This window comes from Pseudoalteromonas ostreae, from assembly GCF_018069805.1.
Taxonomy (GTDB): Bacteria; Pseudomonadota; Gammaproteobacteria; order Enterobacterales; family Alteromonadaceae; genus Pseudoalteromonas; species Pseudoalteromonas ostreae.
On record NZ_JAGPYN010000011.1, the window covers coordinates 147,574 to 166,502 of the forward strand.

At 40.1% G+C, this 18,929-nt stretch carries 16 protein-coding genes and 1 pseudogene; 12 read left to right on the forward strand and 5 right to left on the reverse strand.

Translation table 11 applies throughout. The features are described 5' to 3' along the window. Nucleotides 1-17: 17 nt before the first annotated feature. The 7 genes from J7338_RS10905 (at nucleotide 18) to ttcA (ending at nucleotide 6,498) form a co-directional block, all read left to right on the forward strand. Entirely contained in the window at nucleotides 18-509 is a 492-nt protein-coding gene (locus tag J7338_RS10905; RefSeq protein ID WP_210797077.1) for a FixH family protein, read from the forward strand. A 10-nt stretch (nucleotides 510-519) separates the two neighbouring features. Next, entirely contained in the window at nucleotides 520-2,895 is a 2,376-nt protein-coding gene (locus J7338_RS10910; protein ID WP_210797078.1) for a heavy metal translocating P-type ATPase, read from the forward strand. Beyond that, nucleotides 2,892-3,059 (forward strand): cbb3-type cytochrome oxidase assembly protein CcoS, encoded by a 168-nt coding sequence (gene ccoS, locus J7338_RS10915; RefSeq protein WP_210797079.1) that lies wholly within the window; start codon nucleotides 2,892-2,894, stop codon nucleotides 3,057-3,059. The genes J7338_RS10910 and ccoS overlap by 4 nt, the downstream gene beginning before the upstream one ends. Further along, on the forward strand, nucleotides 3,052-3,723 hold the full coding sequence (locus J7338_RS10920; protein ID WP_210797080.1) for a sulfite exporter TauE/SafE family protein: 672 nt from the start codon (nucleotides 3,052-3,054) through the stop codon (nucleotides 3,721-3,723). The genes ccoS and J7338_RS10920 overlap by 8 nt, the downstream gene beginning before the upstream one ends. A 41-nt stretch (nucleotides 3,724-3,764) precedes the next feature. Further along, nucleotides 3,765-4,499 carry an FNR family transcription factor gene (locus J7338_RS10925; RefSeq protein ID WP_210797081.1) on the forward strand — a complete coding sequence of 245 codons (735 nt, stop codon included), beginning with the start codon at nucleotides 3,765-3,767 and terminating at the stop codon, nucleotides 4,497-4,499. Between the two features lie 92 nt (nucleotides 4,500-4,591). Continuing rightward, complete coding sequence (gene uspE, locus J7338_RS10930; protein WP_210797082.1) at nucleotides 4,592-5,518, forward strand: universal stress protein UspE; 927 nt, start codon at nucleotides 4,592-4,594, stop codon at nucleotides 5,516-5,518. A 74-nt stretch (nucleotides 5,519-5,592) separates the two neighbouring features. Continuing rightward, nucleotides 5,593-6,498: a tRNA 2-thiocytidine(32) synthetase TtcA gene (ttcA, locus tag J7338_RS10935; protein ID WP_210797083.1), complete on the forward strand. Its 906-nt coding sequence runs from the start codon at nucleotides 5,593-5,595 to the stop codon at nucleotides 6,496-6,498. A 67-nt stretch (nucleotides 6,499-6,565) separates the two neighbouring features. Here ttcA and secF read toward each other — a convergent pair whose 3' ends face one another. The 4 genes from secF to J7338_RS10955 form a co-directional block, all read right to left on the reverse strand. Next, nucleotides 6,566-7,492, reverse strand: coding sequence for a protein translocase subunit SecF (gene secF, locus J7338_RS10940; RefSeq protein WP_210797084.1), 927 nt, complete (start codon nucleotides 7,490-7,492; stop codon nucleotides 6,566-6,568). Then, entirely contained in the window at nucleotides 7,489-9,342 is a 1,854-nt protein-coding gene (gene secD / locus J7338_RS10945) for a protein translocase subunit SecD (RefSeq protein ID WP_210797085.1), read from the reverse strand. Before secD ends, secF begins: the two co-directional genes overlap by 4 nt. A gap of 107 nt (nucleotides 9,343-9,449) precedes the next feature. Continuing rightward, nucleotides 9,450-9,947 carry a hypothetical protein gene (locus J7338_RS10950; protein WP_182718568.1) on the reverse strand — a complete coding sequence of 166 codons (498 nt, stop codon included), beginning with the start codon at nucleotides 9,945-9,947 and terminating at the stop codon, nucleotides 9,450-9,452. Nucleotides 9,948-10,074: 127 nt separating this feature from the next. Then, nucleotides 10,075-11,124 carry an NAD(P)-dependent alcohol dehydrogenase gene (locus J7338_RS10955; RefSeq protein WP_145233486.1) on the reverse strand — a complete coding sequence of 350 codons (1,050 nt, stop codon included), beginning with the start codon at nucleotides 11,122-11,124 and terminating at the stop codon, nucleotides 10,075-10,077. A gap of 222 nt (nucleotides 11,125-11,346) precedes the next feature. On the opposite strand from J7338_RS10955, the gene J7338_RS10960 reads away from it, so the two are divergent. The 4 genes and pseudogenes from J7338_RS10960 (at nucleotide 11,347) to J7338_RS10975 (ending at nucleotide 15,896) form a co-directional block, all read left to right on the forward strand. Next, nucleotides 11,347-13,089 carry an ABCB family ABC transporter ATP-binding protein/permease gene (locus J7338_RS10960; RefSeq protein ID WP_210797097.1) on the forward strand — a complete coding sequence of 581 codons (1,743 nt, stop codon included), beginning with the start codon at nucleotides 11,347-11,349 and terminating at the stop codon, nucleotides 13,087-13,089. 195 nt (nucleotides 13,090-13,284) lie between these two features. Next, nucleotides 13,285-13,637: pseudogene (locus J7338_RS10965) on the forward strand (M13-type metalloendopeptidase); the annotation flags it as partial. A gap of 180 nt (nucleotides 13,638-13,817) precedes the next feature. Beyond that, nucleotides 13,818-14,531, forward strand: a complete 714-nt coding sequence (locus tag J7338_RS10970; RefSeq protein WP_145233481.1) for a YebC/PmpR family DNA-binding transcriptional regulator — start codon at nucleotides 13,818-13,820, stop codon at nucleotides 14,529-14,531. Nucleotides 14,532-14,621: 90 nt separating this feature from the next. Next, nucleotides 14,622-15,896: a leucine-rich repeat-containing protein kinase family protein gene (locus tag J7338_RS10975; RefSeq protein WP_210797086.1), complete on the forward strand. Its 1,275-nt coding sequence runs from the start codon at nucleotides 14,622-14,624 to the stop codon at nucleotides 15,894-15,896. Between the two features lie 89 nt (nucleotides 15,897-15,985). Here the strand turns inward: J7338_RS10975 and J7338_RS10980 are convergent, their stop codons facing one another. Continuing rightward, nucleotides 15,986-17,725, reverse strand: a complete 1,740-nt coding sequence (locus J7338_RS10980; RefSeq protein WP_210797087.1) for a hypothetical protein — start codon at nucleotides 17,723-17,725, stop codon at nucleotides 15,986-15,988. Nucleotides 17,726-18,428: 703 nt separating this feature from the next. On the opposite strand from J7338_RS10980, the gene J7338_RS10985 reads away from it, so the two are divergent. After that, entirely contained in the window at nucleotides 18,429-18,791 is a 363-nt protein-coding gene (locus J7338_RS10985; protein WP_210797088.1) for a hypothetical protein, read from the forward strand. Nucleotides 18,792-18,929 lie beyond the last annotated feature (138 nt).

Sequence of the window (18,929 nt, forward strand, 5' to 3'; positions counted from 1 at the left end):
ACTAATTAAGTGTATTTATGACCCCTACTCCTTGGTATAAAAATTTCTGGCCGTGGTTTTTAATCTTTTTTCCGTTAGTTGCCATCATTGGCTGTATCTCCCTCTTTATAACTGCTATCGGTAATGGCCCTGATATGGTGGTTGATGATTACTATAAAAAAGGTAAAGCAATTAACTTAGAGTTGAGCAAATTCGATAAAGCCAAAGCGCTGTATTTACATGGTGAATTGCTAATCGAAGCTGATAAAGTCAGCTTTAAATTTAATAAAGGGGACACTAGTAATATCCACTCATTAAAACTATCGTTTTATCACCGTACAATTAAGGCTCATGATTTTAATATTCACTTAACCCCTAATGCGAATGGTGAATTTACAGCAATCGTCGAACCATACAGTGATGGCACTTATACTGTCTTTATTGAACCAACAAACGGTAGTTGGAAGTTAAAAGAAAACATCACTTTGCCGACTGAGCAAAGTATTGCTATAAGTCCTGAATATAAGTAGCCACCTCATCATGTCTAATAACTGCTTTCATTGCCTTGAAAGTGTACCACCTGGGTTTAGCGCCACCGTTGTTATAGACGATAGCGCTAAACCTATGTGTTGCATTGGCTGTCAAACCGTTGCTGAGACAATCGTCTCCCAAGGTATGACAGATTACTATAAATTCAGAACTGTTACTGCGGGTAAAGTAGAGCAACTGGTGCCTGAGCAACTTGAACTTATCAAAAGTTATGACAACGAAGATATTCAAGATGAATTTATAGCCTTGAATGGGGACATCAGTGAAGTACTATTGACTGTTGAGGGTATTACCTGCGCAGCATGTGCCTGGTTAATTGAAAAGCAATTACTTAATATGCCAGCGGTTAAACTCGTTGATGTAAATACCTCAACTAATCGTGCAATGATCCAATGGCGTAAAGAAGCATTGCCGCTAAGTGAAATAATCAAGTCATTATTAGAAATTGGTTATAAAGCCTACCCATTCCAAGCAGATCTAGAAGCAAGTCAAAAACAATTACTAGCCAAAGCCTACATACGCAGACTCGGTGTAGCTGGTTTAATGACCATGCAAGTAATGATGTTCGCATTCGCAATGTACTTTGGCATGTTTTCAGGCATGGAAGAAAGCTTTGAACAGTATTTTCGATGGATCAGCTTGATCCTCGCTTCACCGGTTATTTTATACAGTGCCATGCCTTTTTTAACCAATGCAATTAATGGCTTAAAAGCCAAGCAATTAAACATGGATATCCCAGTGTCTCTGGCCATATTTGGCGCATATGGCGCAAGTAGTTATGCCACCTTGATGGCTGTCGGCGAAGTGTACTTTGAATCAATTTGCATGTTTACCTTCTTATTATTGCTAGGTAAATATTTAGAGTTCCGAGCTCGCCTCAAAGCCAGTGAGTTTACTGCTAACTTACAAAAGTTATTACCACTTACAGCCCGTACTTTGGATGAAAACGGCCACGAACATATTATTGCCGCTAAAAAGTTAAAACTCAACGATCGAGTACTCATTAAAGCAGGAGAAACTATTCCTGCTGATGGAATTATTTTCGCAGGCAGTACCACAGTTGATGAATCGATGATGACAGGTGAGCATTTACCAGTTAATAAGTACATTGATCATCACGTCTTTGCTGGCACCGTTAATCATGATGGTGCAATTGAAATTCTTATCAACAAAATTGGCCAAAATACACTTTTAAACCAAATTATAAAACTGCAACACAGCGCACTTGCTACCCGACCTAAACTTGTCGAGATCACTGACAAAGTGGCACAATGGTTTGTTGCTTGCTTGCTAATATTTGCCTCTATCACCGCTATTAGTTGGTATCAAATTGACCCTGAGCATGCGTTTTGGATCACCATTGCGGTTCTTGTTGCAACCTGTCCATGTGCACTGAGTTTAGCAATTCCAACCGCCTTAACTTGCGCAGTGGCAACTCTGACACGCAAAGGAGTACTTATCAAGCAATCTCATGTGCTGGAAACACTGCCACAATTAACCCGTTTTGCATTTGATAAAACAGGTACTTTAACGCAAGGTCGTTTTAGTCTAGATGCCGTAGATGTATTAGTAGATTCTTTATCTAAAAACCGTATTTTGGCTCTTGCTGCACAACTCGAAAGTTATTCTGAGCACCCTATTGCAACTGCATTTAATGAATTTACACCGGCGCAGCGCGATTTAACTAATATCAAAATTCATCCAGGCCTTGGCATCACAGGTGAAGATGATAATTATCACTATGCAATAGGCAAAAGTGGTTGGTTTGACAGTAAGAAAACAAACGCTCAAGCAACTTTTTACATTGATCAACAACCCGTAGCCAATTTTTATTTTGTTGATGAAGTAAAAAGTAATGCAACATTGTTAATCAGCTCTTTGCAACAACAAGGCTTAACCTGCCATATGCTAACTGGCGATGCCTCAAATGCAGGACAACAAATTGCTAGAAAACTCAAACTTGATAGCTTTAAACTAGGGTGTCTACCTGAAGATAAACAAAATGAAGTGAAACTATGGTCCAGTCAGGGTGAAATTGTTGCTATGGTTGGTGATGGTGTTAACGACAGCCCTGTATTTAACAGCGCTCACTTATCTATTGCAATGGAAACTGGCGCGGATATTTCCAAAAATACCGCCGATGTGGTATTACTCAATAGCGATTTAGCCGCAATCGATCATTTATTAAAAATATCGAAAAAAACACGCCGAATAATAAAGCAAAATTTAGCGCTTTCGTTGCTTTATAATGGCTCTATCTTGCCGCTTGCAGCATTAGGCTTAGTTGCACCTTGGATGGCTGTGATTGGGATGTCTGCCAGCTCGATCATTGTGATAAGCAACTCACTGAGGTTATTAAAGTTATGAGTGTCATTTATATTCTTGTTCCAATTGCGATCTTATTTGTGCTGATTGCAATCGGGGTGTTTTTTTGGGCCGTGCGCGGCGAACAATTTTCAGATTTGAACAAACAAGGTCATAGTATTTTGTTTGAAGACGATAAAGAACAGCACAAAAAAAGTAATGATTGATCCCTTATTTTTCAGCGCTTTTATCATGGGCCTGATTGGCAGCGGACATTGCATTGCAATGTGTGGCGGTATTGCCAGCTCTTTACAATTAGCCACAGATAAAAACCGGCCATTGCAGTACTCCATTGCGTATAACATCGGTCGTGCCGCCAGTTATATGCTCGCTGGGGCACTCGTTGCAGGGATCAGCAGCCATGTAGCCACCCAAAGTCATTGGTTCACGTTAACTTTAGCGTTTTTAAGTGGCCTATTTATGATTTTGGTTGGCTTGTATATCATGCGTTTAGGCGCAAGCTTACAATGGCTGGAATCGCTAGGAAAAACCTTGCTGTGGCAACACTTGGTAAAACTAAACCGTTTTATAATGCCAATCAACTCATTACCTAAAGCCATGGCTTATGGCGCATTGTGGGGGTGGTTACCGTGTGGTTTAGTTTATTCAGCGCTAACTTGGGCGATGACCAGCAACACAGCCCTTGATGGCGCTCTAGTCATGCTATTTTTCGCTCTTGGTACGTTTCCCGCGATGTTAAGTATCGGCATGGGCGCACAAGTATTGCATAAAGTATTAAACCACCCATGGGCACGAATAGCGCTGGGCAGTGTACTTATTTGGTATGGAATTTATTTACTTATCATTGCAACTGACAAGCTGCTGCATTAATCTTAACGAATTAGTGTGACAACATTTAATGGACTGAACTAATGGATTTATATCAAAACAAAGTCAAAAACAATTGCACAATCAGCTGCAATGACTGCAGTATTAATCAACTGTGCTTACCTTTTAGCCTTAATGGGCAAGAAATGGATAAACTTGATGAAATCATTGAGCGTAAAAAACCATTGCACAAAGGGGATTTTCTTTTTGAGTCAGGTGCCCCGCTAGAGGCTATTTTTGCAGTGCGTTCTGGCTCATTTAAATCTTATACCCTTTCCGAGCAAGGGGACGAACAAATTACTGGCTTTCACCTAGCAGGAGATTTAATTGGCTTTGACGCAATAAATAAAATGGCACACCAAAGCTTTTCTCAGGCGCTTGAAACCTCGATGGTATGCGAAATTCCATTTGATACACTCGATGAACTTTCAGGTAAATTACCCAAGTTACGTCAGCAGATTATGCGCCTGATGAGCAGTGAAATTAACTACGACCAAGAAATGTTTTTGTCACTGAATAAAAAATCAGCCGAAGAGCGCTTAGCTAGTTTTATCTACAACTTATCAAAACGCTTTGGTGAACGCGGGTTTTCTCGTAAAGAGTTTCGCTTTACCATGACTCGGGGTGAAATTGGTAATTACCTTGGTTTAACCGTTGAAACGATTAGTCGTTTACTGAGTCGTTTTCAAAAAGCTGCTTTAATCAAAGTAGAAGGTAAATTTATCACTATTCTAGATAATGATGGGTTATCCGCAGCTGCAGCAATCCACCCAAAATAAACTTGATCTAGCGCAACAAGTTGTTAGCTGTTACTTTAACTACTCACGTTATACGTTACACTCTAACTATACAGTAGTTAAAGGAGCAGCTTATGAACAGCATCAAACAAATACTCGCCATTATTGATCCAACCACTGAGTCTCAGCATGGTTTATCTCGCTCTATTGAATTAGCCAAAAAGTCCGGTGCCAGCATCACCGCTTTTATGAGCATTTATGATTTTTCCTATGAGATGACGACCATGCTTTCTGGCGATGAGCGCGAGGCAATGCGTAATGCCGTCGTTAAAGACCGTCAGTTATGGCTGGATGAAATTTTGCAGCTCTATCCAGACATCGATATTAAAAGCCAAGTGGTTTGGCATAATCGCACTTATGAAGCGATCATTAATACAGTTATTGACCAACAGTTTGATCTGGTTGTAAAAGGGACTCATCAGCACGATACACTTAAGTCAGTTATTTTTACTCCAACCGATTGGCATTTAATTCGTAAATGCCCAGCCCCCGTATTATTGGTAAAAGAGCACGCGTGGCCTTCGCAGGGCAATATTTTAGCTGCTGTCAACGCCGTTAGCGAAAATCAACAGCACCTTGATTTAAATCATCGTATTATTCAAGATGCGCAGTTTTTATGTGAACTGGCTAATGCAAGCCTAAATATCGTTAACGCCTATCCTGCTACACCGATTAATATTGCGATTGAAATTCCTGAATTTAACCCCAGTATTTATAATGAGTCAGTAAAAAAACACCACATAGAATCAACCCATGAGTTAGCAGCTAGTCATAAAATCGCCCAGCAAAACTGTGTTATAGAAGAAGGTTTACCAGAGGACGTGATCCCTGATGTAGCAAAGCGCCTTAATAGTGAATTAGTGGTGATTGGTACGGTTGGCCGCACTGGATTAAGTGCAGCCTTAGTGGGTAACACCGCAGAGCATGTCATTGACAGCCTTGATTGTGACGTATTAGCCTTAAAACCCGATGGCTATGTGAGTCCGTTGGCAAAAGATTAAATAAATTTTGTTGATTGAAACTTTAGGCATATAATACGCCCCTTTATTTTACCCATAGTTCTAAAGGGGGCGTAATGTCGCATTCTGTTCAAGCCAAAGCTCAACATAGCTTATCTAAGTTACAAAAACGCTTACGTCGTCAAACCGGTCAAGCGGTGATGGACTTCAACATGATTGAAGAAGGCGACCGTATCATGGTGTGCCTCTCTGGCGGCAAAGACAGTTACACCCTACTCGACATGCTGCAGCATTTGCAGCGTGTTGCACCTATTAAATTTGATTTGTTTGTTGTTAACCTTGATCAAAAGCAACCGGGCTTCCCTGAACATGTATTGCCAGCATATTTAGACACACAGAATATTGAATATAAAATTGTTGAAGAAGATACCTACAGTATAGTGACCGATATTATTCCTGAGGGTAAAACAACCTGTTCGCTATGCTCACGCTTACGTCGCGGCATTTTATACCGTACCGCAAATGAAATGGGGGCCACTAAAATCGCCTTAGGTCATCATCGCGACGATATGATCGAAACCCTATTCTTAAATATGTTTTATGGTGGCAAACTGAAAAGCATGCCGACTAAATTAATGAGCGATAACGGTGAGCACATGGTAATTCGTCCATTAGCCTACTGTAAAGAAACAGATATTGAACAATATGCTGTCAGCCAAGCATACCCTATCATTCCATGTAATCTGTGTGGCTCACAAGAAAATCTGCAACGCAAACATACCAAAGCGATGCTTGCACAGTGGGATATTGAGCACCCTGGTCGTATTGAGAGTATTTTTACCGCAATGCAAAATGTTGTACCTTCGCACCTAGCAGATAATGAGTTATTTGATTTCACCAACTTAAAAACCGGTGAAGTAATTGATGGCGGCGATATTGCGCTTGATAAACCAGACATACCAAAACAACCTGTACTTAACGATGATGAAACAGCTGATGTTGTGACAATTAATTTAAGTTAACAAATTAACTTAAAGAATAAAATGCCGCGTATATCGCGGCATTTTTGTTTTTCGTTGATAAAGTCAGTTACGGCATATCCATCAACGCTTGGCTTTGCTCATCGACCTTAACTTGATAGTTTTCATGCCTTAAACCAAGTAACTGTGGTAACGTTGCAGCAATACAAATTGACGATAATGTTCCCACAACAATTCCTACAAATAGTGCGATAGAAAACCCCTGTAATGGCGCACCTGCCAATAACCACACACTCGCCACTGTGGCAAGAGTAGTGCCTGAGGTGATCAAAGTACGGGGCAAAGTGCTCTTAATTGATTCATTGATCACCGTATTCACGCTAGCTTGTTGTGTTGTGGAATCTAAGCGCAGTAGCTCGCGTACCCTGTCTCCGACAATAATTGAATCATTTAATGAATAACCAATGATTGCCAGTAAACTCGCTAACACGGTTAAGTTAAAATCAAGCTGTAACCATGCAAATAAACCAACTACCACCACCACGTCATGCATTAAAGCCACAACCGATCCCAACGCTAAACGCCACTCAAAGCGTAGTGCTAAATAAATCATCACAGCAACCATTGCCGCAAATAATGCCAAACAGCCTTGTTCAAATAATTCATCGCCAACTTGTGAGCCTAAGTAAGAAGATGACAACACTTCAGCACCTAAAGTCTCATCTTGCGTAAGCGTTGCTAACCAAGGCGATGTACTGGCTTGCTCTGCCTCTCTTAACTGAAAGTGCTGGCTAGATTGAGCGTTTAAGGTAAAGTTATCATGGTGATAATAACTAATTTTTTTCGCCAGCTCAGCCTCACTAATTGGCACTGCAGTGGTAAACTCCGTTAAATAGCCACCAGTAAAATCAAGACCTAAATTGAGTCCTTTTGTAGCAACCCCTATTAGAGAGAGCAGCACTAGTAAGATAGATAAAACCATCCCCGATAAACGTAAGCGGGTTGTGGTGCTCATTTTTTCATTTGAATTACTCATGCGCGAGCTCCTCGCTTATTTGCCAATTTTAAATACAAAGTCTGACTCAACGCCTTAGAGACATACACCCCGGTAAATACGCTAGTTATTAGCCCTAACGCCAGCGTAATTGCAAAGCCTTTGATTGGCCCATAGCCAATACTATATAAAATAATTGCCGTGATCATAGTGGTAATATTAGCATCAAAAATTGTCGAAAATGCTTGTTGATAGCCCTGCTCTATCGCTTGGTATGGTGCTCGGCCTTTACGGCGCTCTTCTTTGATCCGCTCGAAAATAATAACATTAGTATCAACAGCCATACCGATTGTCAGTACCAGCCCGGCTATGCCCGGTAAAGTTAGCACCACGCCAGGCAGCAGTGACATTAATCCTACTAAAGCTGTTAAATTCAATAATAAGGCAATATTTGCCACCAGCCCTAAACGGCGATACCACAGCGCCATAAAGGCTAATGTAATACCCATTCCCAACATTAAGGCCGCGAGCCCATTATGTATGTTATCTGCCCCCAAGCTTGGCCCAATGGTTTGTTCTTGTACGATTGTCACTGGCGCAGTTAATGAACCTGCACGTAATAGCAATGCTAAATCCTGCGCCGCTTGTGGGCTTTGCATATTAGTAATACTAAATTGGCTACTCAAATGTTGAGCTATATTGGCAACATTAATCACTTCACTTTTTTTAACTACTTCACCTTTGGCATTTTTATAATATTCAGAATACACCGTTGCCATTGGTTTACCGATATTACGTTTTGAAAATGCCGACATCGCCTCGCCACCTTGGCTATCAAGGCTAAGCTGCACTAGCGGCTTGCCCCATTCATCGCGCCCTGCATGGGCATTATTGATGTGCTGTCCTGAAAAAATAGCAATTGGGTCTAAATTGATCGAGCCACCATTTTGCAGGTTAAAGTTTTTTCCACCGATTTCTTTAAGCTGATAAAAATCAAGCGACGCTGTTGCACCTATAATACGTTTTGCTTCACTTGGATCTTGTACACCGGGTAACTCAATACGAATACGTTGTTTACCTTGGCGCTGGGTAACTGCTTCAGTAATGCCTAATTCTTCAATACGGCCTCTTAAAGTGGTTAAGGTTTGACTCATTACTTCTTTATCAAACGCATTACTACCTTGTTCACTAAAACTAAATGTCACCGTTGTTAAATTACCCTGTGAATGCGCAGTTGCCATTAAACGCTCAAAACGCTTTAGTACATTCGCCTGTACTGCGGCTAAGTCACTTTTAGCAGCTGGCAACGCGTGTAATTCAAAACCATGGGCATTTTTTTGTACACGAACACCTCTGGCTTTTTCATCACGAATAATTGTTTTAGTTTGTTCATACGCACTATCAAGTTGCTCTTGTTGCGCTTTCACTAAATCAACATCTAATACAAATAACACACCACCATTAAGATCAAGACCTAATTTTATAGGTGCTAATCCTAAGCTTTGTAACCAGTCGGGAGTTGTTTGATGCGTAACTATTTTTGCATTCAACTGCGTAAATTCACTTTTTAACACTTGTTGCGCTGCGGCACTTTTGGTTGGCTCTTGTAGTAACACATTTAATGAAGGGCTGTTTTTCGCCACTTGAATTGATTGCTCAACCAGAAACCCATGTTGATTTAAAAAATTAATAACAGATTTTTGCGAAGGAGTATTCGCTAGTAACTGCTGTGAATGTTGCTGGCTCTGCGTTGTACTCAGATGCAGCCACGATTTTGCTGGATATAAATTTGGTAAGGCACTGATAGCTAATAATACCAGCGCCAAAAACATCGCCATATAGCTTATTTTAAAACGCTGTAGCTGCGGTTTTTTTGATGAATTTTTTAACATATTGCTTCCTTTAAACCAATGCAAGCATCGGTTTCTCGCCTCATAGGCGCAGTAATTTATTTGCTTTAGTTGAATGACTAAAACATCGAAAAAATTAGTAGGAAGAGTTAACTGAAGTAAGTAAGTACTGCACGGTATTGTAAGTTGGCGTCTTTCCAACCACTAATCCGTGATTTTTTACCTTCGTAGGCTACAAACCAAGGTAATGTTATTGGCGGTTCAAGGGGTTGTAAGTAAAGTTGGCGCGCAAGGCTAGGTACAAAAAACTCAAATATTGCCACATAACTTGGCTCAACTTGGCTTTGATACAGAAATAACGATGAATTACTCGCTGAAAAGCGTGGCTGTAAAGACTCAAACCCCGCGCCTTCTGTTTGTTGATCAGCCGCCGCAATTGGTATCTTCTTGGTAAAAGGGGTGCTATCTGATACTGAAGTATCAAATACCTTAACCTCTAAAACACTCAAATCAGATAACATCGCCGACTGAAAAAAAGCGGTAGGCTGGCTCACATTAGTCTCAGCGTTGCTCACAGCATTAGCCTGCACACTAAAAAGTGCAGTAAACAGCAGTAATACAGTAAGGACTAAGCGAAAACGGATCATTTTATTATCTAAATAGTAAGCTGGTATTATAAATGGGGAGTAATTGCCCTATTTCAATAGCTAATTTGCAATTGAACAAAAAAAACCGCAAGTAAAACTACTTACGGCCAAAAATCACAGTCGATAATTAAGCGACTTCAAGTGAGGACATGTCAATGACATAACGATGAGACAAGTCACCTTCTTTTAAGCGTTCAAAAGCCTGATTAATATCTGCCATGTTGATCATCTCTACTTCCGGTAAAATATTATGCAGCGCACAGAAATTAAGAATTTCTTGAGTTTGTGCAATACCACCAATCAAAGAGCCAGCCACGCGGCGACGCCCCAATAATAATGGCACCGAGTTTGATTCAGCCATCTCACCCACTTGTCCGACTAATACTTGAGTACCATCAATATCTAATAGGGGCATATAAGGGGTAAAGTCATGCTTAACTGGAATAGTATTAATGATCACATCAAACTGATTAGCGTATGCTTTCATGGCTTGTTCGTCTTTAGATACCAGTAAACCTTCAGCACCATATTCCAACGCTTGCTGTTTTTTATCATCTGATCGACTAATAGCTGTCACATGGGCACCCATTGCCGCTGCGATTTTAATTGCCATATGGCCTAACCCACCTAAGCCAATAACGCCAACTCGGCTTCCAGGCCCGACATTAAAAGTACGTAGCGGCGAATAAGTGGTAATACCCGCGCATAAAATTGGCGCACACTTAGCAAGATCAAGTGATTCTGGAACGTTTAAAACAAACTCTTCGCGCACTACAATGTGTTTGGCGTAACCACCTTTGGTTGATTCACCAGTGATACGATCTTTTCCTGAATAAGTTCCGACCATGCCTTCGCGACAAAATTGCTCTTCGCCTTTGTGGCATTGGTCACACTCAAGGCAGCTATCAACCATACAACCAACTGCTACATTATCGCCAACTTTGTATTTAGTCACTTTGCTGCCAACCTCAGTGACACGACCGACAATCTCATGTCCTGGTAAAATTGGGTAACTGGTGCCACCCCAATCATTATTTACGGTATGTAGATCTGAATGGCACACCCCGCAATATAAGATTTCAATCGCGACATCTTCATCGCGTAAATCGCGTCTTTCAAAATGAAATGGCTCTAATGGCGTATTAGCTTGATGTGCTGCGTATCCAATAGTTTTCATCTGCTTTCCCTTCTATGTTAAAAACTGAGTTTAATTAACCACTCTAAAACATTGTCTTAAGCTGCCTAAACTGTACTATGTGCTGTTAGTAGTATAGCCCTAGATACAAACTGTTAAAGTTTATACTCTAGGCTACTAGAAAAAGTTTAATGCAGACTTAATAGAGTTAGAGAGAATATGCGCGGAATGGGTAAACAAGAAGCAATAAAACATCATGATGCGATGAATTTAAAGCAAAGCATTGTCACCTTGTGGCCTTACTTGGTTGCTTTTAAAGGCCGTGTAACACTTGCAACACTGGCATTGATCGCCGCAAAGGGTGCCACTTTATTGATGCCATGGGCGCTAAAAGAAATAATCGACAGTGTTGATCCAAGTTTACAAAATATAGTCATAGTACCCATAGCTTTACTGTTACTGTATGGCGGACTACGTTTTGCGAGTGTGTTTTTTGGTGAAGTACGTGATGCGTTGTTTGGTCGTGTAACTGAACATGCTATGCGCCATATTGGCCTCAAAGTATTTAATCACCTACACAGCCTTGAGTTGTCGTTTCATCTTGATAGGCAAACTGGCGGCATTAGCCGTGATATAGAGCGTGGCACCAGTGGCTTAAGCTTTTTAATGCGCTTTTTAATGTTCAATATTGTGCCAACTTTATTTGAAATAGCCGTAGTTGCGATTATTTTTGCAACTTTATTTTCGCCCTGGTTTGCCGTAGTTACCCTGCTTGCAGTGGCTTTATATATTACCTTCACGGTTGTTGTAACACAGTGGCGCAACCGCTTTATTCGCGAAGCAAACCAAGCCGACAATAATAGTAACAGCCGTGCTATTGACAGCTTACTTAATTACGAAACCGTAAAATATTTTAATAATGAAAAGCATGAAGCACAAACATATGATGGCTTTTTAGCAAGCTGGGAGCAAGCCCGGCTTAAAAACCGCTTATCGTTGCTTGCCCTTAATTCAGGTCAAGCCTTGATCATAGCAGCAGCGATCACCGCTTTAATGTGGCTTGCTAGTATTGAAGTGGTTAAAGGCACACTCTCTATTGGTGAGTTGGTAATGATCAACGCCTATATGATCCAATTATTTTTACCGCTCAATTTTTTAGGCTTTGTCTATCGAGAAATTCGCCGCGCCTTAACCGACCTTGAAAATATGCTCGGACTATTAACCCGTAAACCACTCATTTCAGATAAAGCCAATGCGCAACAGCTTAATATACAACACGCTGATATAGAATTTAAAAACGTTAACTTTGGCTACCATCCATCAAGGCCTATCATTAAGCAGCTTAGTTTTGCTATTAAAGCAGGCAGCAAAGTCGCGGTGGTGGGCGCCAGCGGTGCAGGAAAAAGCACCCTAGCCCGTTTACTGTATCGCTTTTATGATATTGACAGCGGTGAAATACATATTGATGGTCAACAACTTACTAGCGTCACACTCAACAGCTTGCGTCAAGCGATTGCCATTGTGCCACAAGATACTGTGTTATTTAATACCAGCATTCGCGACAACATTGCTTATGGCCGTCCAGATGCTACAGCACAAGAGGTTGATAACGCTATTAATATGGCGCATTTACGCAGCTTTATTGATAGTTTAGATAAAGGTGATCAAACCCTCGTTGGTGAACGAGGTTTAAAAGTTTCAGGCGGTGAAAAACAACGCATTGCCATAGCCAGAGCCATTTTAAAACGCTCCCCTATTATCATTTTTGACGAAGCAACATCAGCACTAGACTCTCATTCCGAGCAAGCAATATTAAAAGCCATGTCTGCACTGGCTTCTAATCATACCAGTTTAGTAATTGCCCATCGCTTATCAACAATAACAGATGCAGACACGATTATTGTGCTCAAAGAAGGCCAGCTGATCGAGCAAGGCAAACATGATGAGTTACTTACCCTCAATGGTGAATACGCGCGCATGTGGGAACTTCAACAAAAAACAGCATAAACATGGAGACTCATCTTCGGCGTGGGATACACACTGTATGCCGCGTTGCTTGTTGTTTTTACCTAATCAAGAAGATGTTACTGTATGGAAAGATTACTTAACCTACCATGCGCTAAGCTCTATGCAGAGCTCCTGTCTGAAGATGTATTCAATACTAACTTCGCATTTTACGGAAAAGAGCTAAATGGCCAGCAAGAGCCAATCCCCGGTAACTTCGTTAATGGTCGTAATAGTTTAGGTGAAAACATCAGTGACGTCGGTGGTTTATCTATGGCTTATCGCGCTTACAAACTCAGCCTAAACGGTAAAGAAGCCCCTATTATTGATGGCCTTACGGGCGATCAACGGTTCTTTCTCGCTTGGGCACAAGTATGGAAAGAAAAACGCACTCAGCAAAGCATGTTAAACCAGCTTCGTGGTGGCACCCATGTCCTAGTCGTTTTAGAGCACAAGCACCACGTAACCACGATGCATGGTACAAAGCATTCAATGTACAACCGGGTGATGCCTTGTATTTACCAGAAGATCAACGCGTACGTATTTGCTAATAACCCGATACATTTCGATTGAAAATATAACCCGCAACTGCGGGTTATATTTTTTTGTGCTGCTTGCTCACTCAAAGCAACTTTAATTCCCACTGAATTCTGTATTTCCAAGCGAGTTGGGTATAGAATACGGCACTACAAAATTTATACTTTTAAAAACATATTTAAGGCGAAACGCAGATGGGAAGAGCTTACCAAAACAAAAAAGATTCAATGGCTAAGACTGCGGGTGCTAAAACTAAAGTTTACTCAAAGTACGGTAAAGAAATTTATATTTGCGCAAAAAATGGTGGTATTGATCCCGATGGCAACCTATCGCTACGTCGTTTAATTGAACGCGCTAAAAAAGATCAAGTACCAGCACACGTAATTGACCGCGCAATTGATAAAGCCAAAGGCGGCGGCGGTGAAGACTACTCAGCAACTCGTTACGAAGGCTATGGCCCTGGTAACTGCATGATCATTGTTGATTGCTTAACTGACAACAACAAACGTACCTTTGCTGATGTACGTGTATGTTTTACTAAAGCAAACGCTAAAATTGGTGCACAAAACTCGGTATCTCACTTATTTGATCATTTGGCTATTTTTGTATTTGATGGCGATGATGACGAAGCCGTGCTTGAAGCACTAATGATGGCTGACGTTGATGTTACTGACGTAGAAGTTGAAGCCGGCAAAGTCACTGTTTTTGCTCCGCATACTGAGTACAACAACACCCGTACCGCACTTGAAGAAATGGGCGTTACTGAGTTTGATGAAGATTTGATCTCATTTGTGCCACAAGTTGAAGCACCCATTGCAGGCGAAGACGTAGAAGTAATGGAACGCTTTTTAGCCATGCTTGAAGATTGTGACGACGTACAAAACGTGTACCACAACGCACAATTTTAATTTTATTGACTAAAATTATCACTAAGGCCAACTAGATTGGCCTCTTTTATTTGCTAATAGTTAAACTACCTAAATAAATGGGCTTGTATTTTGAATACCCTTGAACAGCTTCATAGTGGTAAATTAGCTGGCACTAAACGCTTACAGCTGGTTGAAGAGCTAACCACATTCCCAGACGAAATTTTTACCCTTGCAGATACCCTTGAAGTACTCGACTTATCAAATAATAACTTATCTGATTTGCCCGACAAATTTGCTAGTTTAACTAAATTAAAGCGGGTGTTTTTATCATTCAATCAGTTCCAGCATATTCCTGCCGTATTGGCAAAATGTCCCTCCCTTATTATGATTGCATTTAAAGGCAATAAAATCAGTGAATTTGCCGAGCATAGTTTGCCGCTTTCGACACAATGGTTAATTTTAACTGACAACCATATTGAACAATTGCCAGACTCTTTTGGTGAACTTACGCAACTGCGTAAACTTGCCCTTGCTGGCAATCGACTAACGACTTTGCCACACAGTATGCAGCAGTGCCAAGCGCTTGAACTCGTGCGTTTATCTGCGAATAACTTAACTGATGTTAATGACTGGCTGTTTGAATTACCAAAACTCAGCTGGCTGGCTTTTGCAGGCAATGACTTTAATAAAGCACAAAGTTTACAACAAGTTCAATTAGCAGCCGTACAACTAAACGAGTTTTCACTTGTAGAAAAAATTGGTGAAGGTGCGTCAGGGATTATTCACTTAGCACAGTGGCAGCACAATAATGTGGCGTTAAAACTGTTTAAAGGCGCGATCACCAGTGATGGCTATCCACTTGATGAAGTAAACTGTTGCTTGCAAGCGGGCGAACATAAAAACCTAATAAACGTTCTCGCCTATATCGATAACCCAGAGCAACTTGGTCTGGTTATGGAGCTTATCAGCAAGGACTATCAAAACCTCGGCTTACCGCCGTCACTTGATACTTGCACCCGCGATACCTTTTTTGAGCATACACAGTTTACTGCTCACGCCATTAAACACATTGCTAAGCAAATGGTCAGCACCCTTACCCACTTACATATCAATAACGTAAGTCATGGCGATGTATATGCGCATAACACCATGATAAACGATGAATACACAGTATTGTTTGGTGACTTTGGCGCAGCAACTAACTTAGACTCTCTGACCGACTATCAGCGCCAACAAATGCAGCGTATTGAAGTCAGAGCGATTGGCTGCTTAATTGATGATTTACTGAGCGTGTGTACTGAAGTTACGAGCGATGCAACACAGTTAATAACACTTGCTCAACAATGTATGAACGCAGATATGAGCCGACGACCAACTCTTAAAGCACTAATAGAAAAACTATAACTTTTATGCGCGACTCTACCTCTGAGCCGCGCTTTCCGCCTAGCTATAAAATAAACGCCCTCAGAACTCAGTTGGTTAATAAAATAGCGTTAATCTAGCGTTATTGTAATGATTTTATTGGCTATTTCGCTATACACCACAAGGTGTTTTTCTGAAACAGCCTCAAAATGAAAGTCTTTCATTAAATAACCTTCCCATGACACATCATCTTTGATCAAATACTCTTTATCAGCTGATAGAGCCCACAGTTGGCCTATCGATTGATTAGATGACGCATCACCTACATAAACCAATAAATAGCCGTGTTCACTCACAATTGGGGTGATTTTTTTAGTATTACTTCGTGCATAACTGGCAATTGTGCGCCACGTTTCATTATAAACTCTGATCGGTTGAGTGGTATTTAGCCGTGTTTGCAACTGCAATTCTGACTGCTCTATATCCGCCTTACGTAAATATTTAAGCACGGCATATTTTATCGATGCAGTCTCGACAAAATCACCCGCAAGTAAAGTATCTAAGTCGCCGCCAATCCAATCAGGAGTTGTTTGCCTTAACGCGGTTAAATCGAATGCAGTACTTGTCTCTACTTGTTCTCGTGTGAATTTAAACTGTTCAATGCCACTGTCTTGGTTTGTAAATAAGAACTGGTTATTAGCATTTTGCCAAATAGTAGCATTGCGTACATTATTCAATGAAAACACAGCGTCATCGCGCGCACTTGGTATGACGTCCATTACATTTATAAGCAACTGCTCATCAGTACCAAAACCTAGACCAAAAGTGATGTCATCATATTCAAAAAATGGTGTATGACTAAATGTACTGATCTGCTTACTCAATACAGTTCTCCCTCGGATCTGAGCATTTATGATCTGTATATACGATTTTGATGAAACCTCATTATTATCTTCAAGCGCTAGATAAAGGTCTTGATTATTTGCAATAAATTCACTTTTCAAAACCCCATCGTTGATTAGGTTAGATACTGCTTTCCATTTACCACTTTGCCAACTATAAACACCATCAGTGAAAGACGTTAACGCAAATAGTTTACCGCCTGAAATAGCTAAACTTGAAGCGTTAATATCATGGACTTTATAATTACCTAATTGGCCATTATCAAAAGAAGCAGAGTGTAATTTGTATTGCGTAGAGGCACCTTCAGTAATAAACCAAACTTGCTCATCAAACCATAAATATTCAGATTCAATTAACCGCTCTTTGTCGGGATTATCAAACAATAATTGCTTTTCTTGTTCACTAAACACCAAATACAATTTACGTTTTTCATATACCACAGTATAAGGACGGCAAGCGACTTTAAAGTTAAGAGCAGATGAATCATCGATCTCACAAATCTGTGGCCCGCCAAGCGCTGTAATTTCAGGCTCAGTCATTGTAAATGGCGGAACTGAAAGCACAGAGTCTTTTAACTGAATGTTTTGCTCGCCATAGCGAATAGTTACAGGGTATGAATAAGGGGATGTTTGTTCAAAAGTCGCCTGAGAAGATACACATTGGATAGCAAGACTATAATTCAACGTTGTTGCATTACTCAACTGTGTATCACACGAAATACTTTTAGGTATGGCTAGTAAGGTCGGTTGTAAAAATGTCTCCGCTGTTGCGCTAAGTTCAATAGCCTTGTCTACAGTAAGCTTTGCTTTATTATCCATCCATAACACTTCAAGTCCTGCGGCAACACTATTGGCTGTTATTTTAAGCGTAAACGTTTGCTCTGTAACAGCTGTATCTTGACTGTCGTTAGAAGAACCACCGCATCCGCTTGCGGCCAAAATAGATAAGCTCATTAAAAGTAATTTCAATTGCAAAATAGAATCCTTGTGTTCGATTAGTTTAAAAAAAGCTAACAATGATAATATATTATTCCTGCTTTAACCAATTATCACTGGTAGTACCTTTTTTAGCAATCTATTTTTGATCGTTATCTGTCCATGCCAATACTCGATAAAATTTTTAGCCAACCAAACTTAATCTACACATTCGCCTAATCAAACACCAGCAGTCACCAACAACACAATAAAAAAGCAAGCAATGTAACCGCTGATATTTCCTTCACCGATTTGCAGGTGATCAGTGCGAAATACGCGACGGGGTAAATGACTTAGCATTGAATTATCCTTGTTCAATTTTTCGCTAGAATATTCGTTACTAAATGCTAAAACCCTAAGATTATTTTCCCTTACAAATTAATTACTACCATTCGGATATTTTGTACAAAAAAGTAGAGTAGTTGTTTTAAATTTGATTTTGGCTGTTGACCTAACATGCATTATTAAGTACCCTTTTTTCATATTATATTTTTAAAGGAATAAAAATGTCATCATCATTTTCTATTAGTAATCTTCCATACGATTTACCAAACAACTTAAATGAGCAACTCAGAATACTGTCAAATATAGTTAAAATACCTTCTCCTTAGTCAAAGATGGTGGTCAAAATGAAGTTGAAGCTATATGTGGTGCAATTCTATATAGACACTTAGATCGCCATCAAAAAATAGAAGCAATGACTTTAATTAGATCCGTACCAAATGGGGCGTTAAAAGCGAAGCTAATATCATTAGCTGTTGAGCCTACATTCGTTAATAAGGATTGGGGCATATGGTCTTTTACAACGGAAGAACTTATAGCTGATCAGTATTTTCATAGTCAAGTTGATAACTTTGCATCATATATTGGTATTGGCGCCTCGGCTTTAAGTGGAAAGGGTTTATTAGTAAAGCTTTGGAGTAATAGAAAAGTGACCAAAGCTGGAGTCGTTACTCTCGTCATTTGGGGTACTGTATTATTTAATAAATCAGAGCTATCAAAAGTAAATAATGAAATTCAACGTCGAAGCTCAATTAGAACAATAAACATTCAACCTTAATCATGAAAACTTTTACTGTTCACATACTACTAACGTTTTGTATAACCATATTGATGCTTCTAGCGTGGAATTTTACAATGAATAATCTCCAAGAAGACATTGTATTTTTTAGTTCGTTAGTGGTTATTTTTATTTACT

What these genes read in the sequence shown, in the direction of transcription:
- J7338_RS10905 (WP_210797077.1), top strand. Translation starts at nt 18, where the DNA reads ATGACCCCTACTCCTTGGTATAAAAATTTCTGGCCGTGGTTTTTAATC.
- J7338_RS10910 (WP_210797078.1), top strand. Translation starts at nt 520, where the DNA reads ATGTCTAATAACTGCTTTCATTGCCTTGAAAGTGTACCACCTGGGTTT.
- ccoS (WP_210797079.1), top strand. Translation starts at nt 2,892, where the DNA reads ATGAGTGTCATTTATATTCTTGTTCCAATTGCGATCTTATTTGTGCTG.
- J7338_RS10920 (WP_210797080.1), top strand. Translation starts at nt 3,052, where the DNA reads ATGATTGATCCCTTATTTTTCAGCGCTTTTATCATGGGCCTGATTGGC.
- J7338_RS10925 (WP_210797081.1), top strand. Translation starts at nt 3,765, where the DNA reads ATGGATTTATATCAAAACAAAGTCAAAAACAATTGCACAATCAGCTGC.
- uspE (WP_210797082.1), top strand. Translation starts at nt 4,592, where the DNA reads ATGAACAGCATCAAACAAATACTCGCCATTATTGATCCAACCACTGAG.
- ttcA (WP_210797083.1), top strand. Translation starts at nt 5,593, where the DNA reads ATGTCGCATTCTGTTCAAGCCAAAGCTCAACATAGCTTATCTAAGTTA.
- secF (WP_210797084.1), bottom strand. Translation starts at nt 7,492, where the DNA reads ATGAGTAATTCAAATGAAAAAATGAGCACCACAACCCGCTTACGTTTA.
- secD (WP_210797085.1), bottom strand. Translation starts at nt 9,342, where the DNA reads ATGTTAAAAAATTCATCAAAAAAACCGCAGCTACAGCGTTTTAAAATA.
- J7338_RS10950 (WP_182718568.1), bottom strand. Translation starts at nt 9,947, where the DNA reads ATGATCCGTTTTCGCTTAGTCCTTACTGTATTACTGCTGTTTACTGCA.
- J7338_RS10955 (WP_145233486.1), bottom strand. Translation starts at nt 11,124, where the DNA reads ATGAAAACTATTGGATACGCAGCACATCAAGCTAATACGCCATTAGAG.
- J7338_RS10960 (WP_210797097.1), top strand. Translation starts at nt 11,347, where the DNA reads ATGAATTTAAAGCAAAGCATTGTCACCTTGTGGCCTTACTTGGTTGCT.
- J7338_RS10970 (WP_145233481.1), top strand. Translation starts at nt 13,818, where the DNA reads ATGGGAAGAGCTTACCAAAACAAAAAAGATTCAATGGCTAAGACTGCG.
- J7338_RS10985 (WP_210797088.1), top strand. Translation starts at nt 18,429, where the DNA reads ATGACTTTAATTAGATCCGTACCAAATGGGGCGTTAAAAGCGAAGCTA.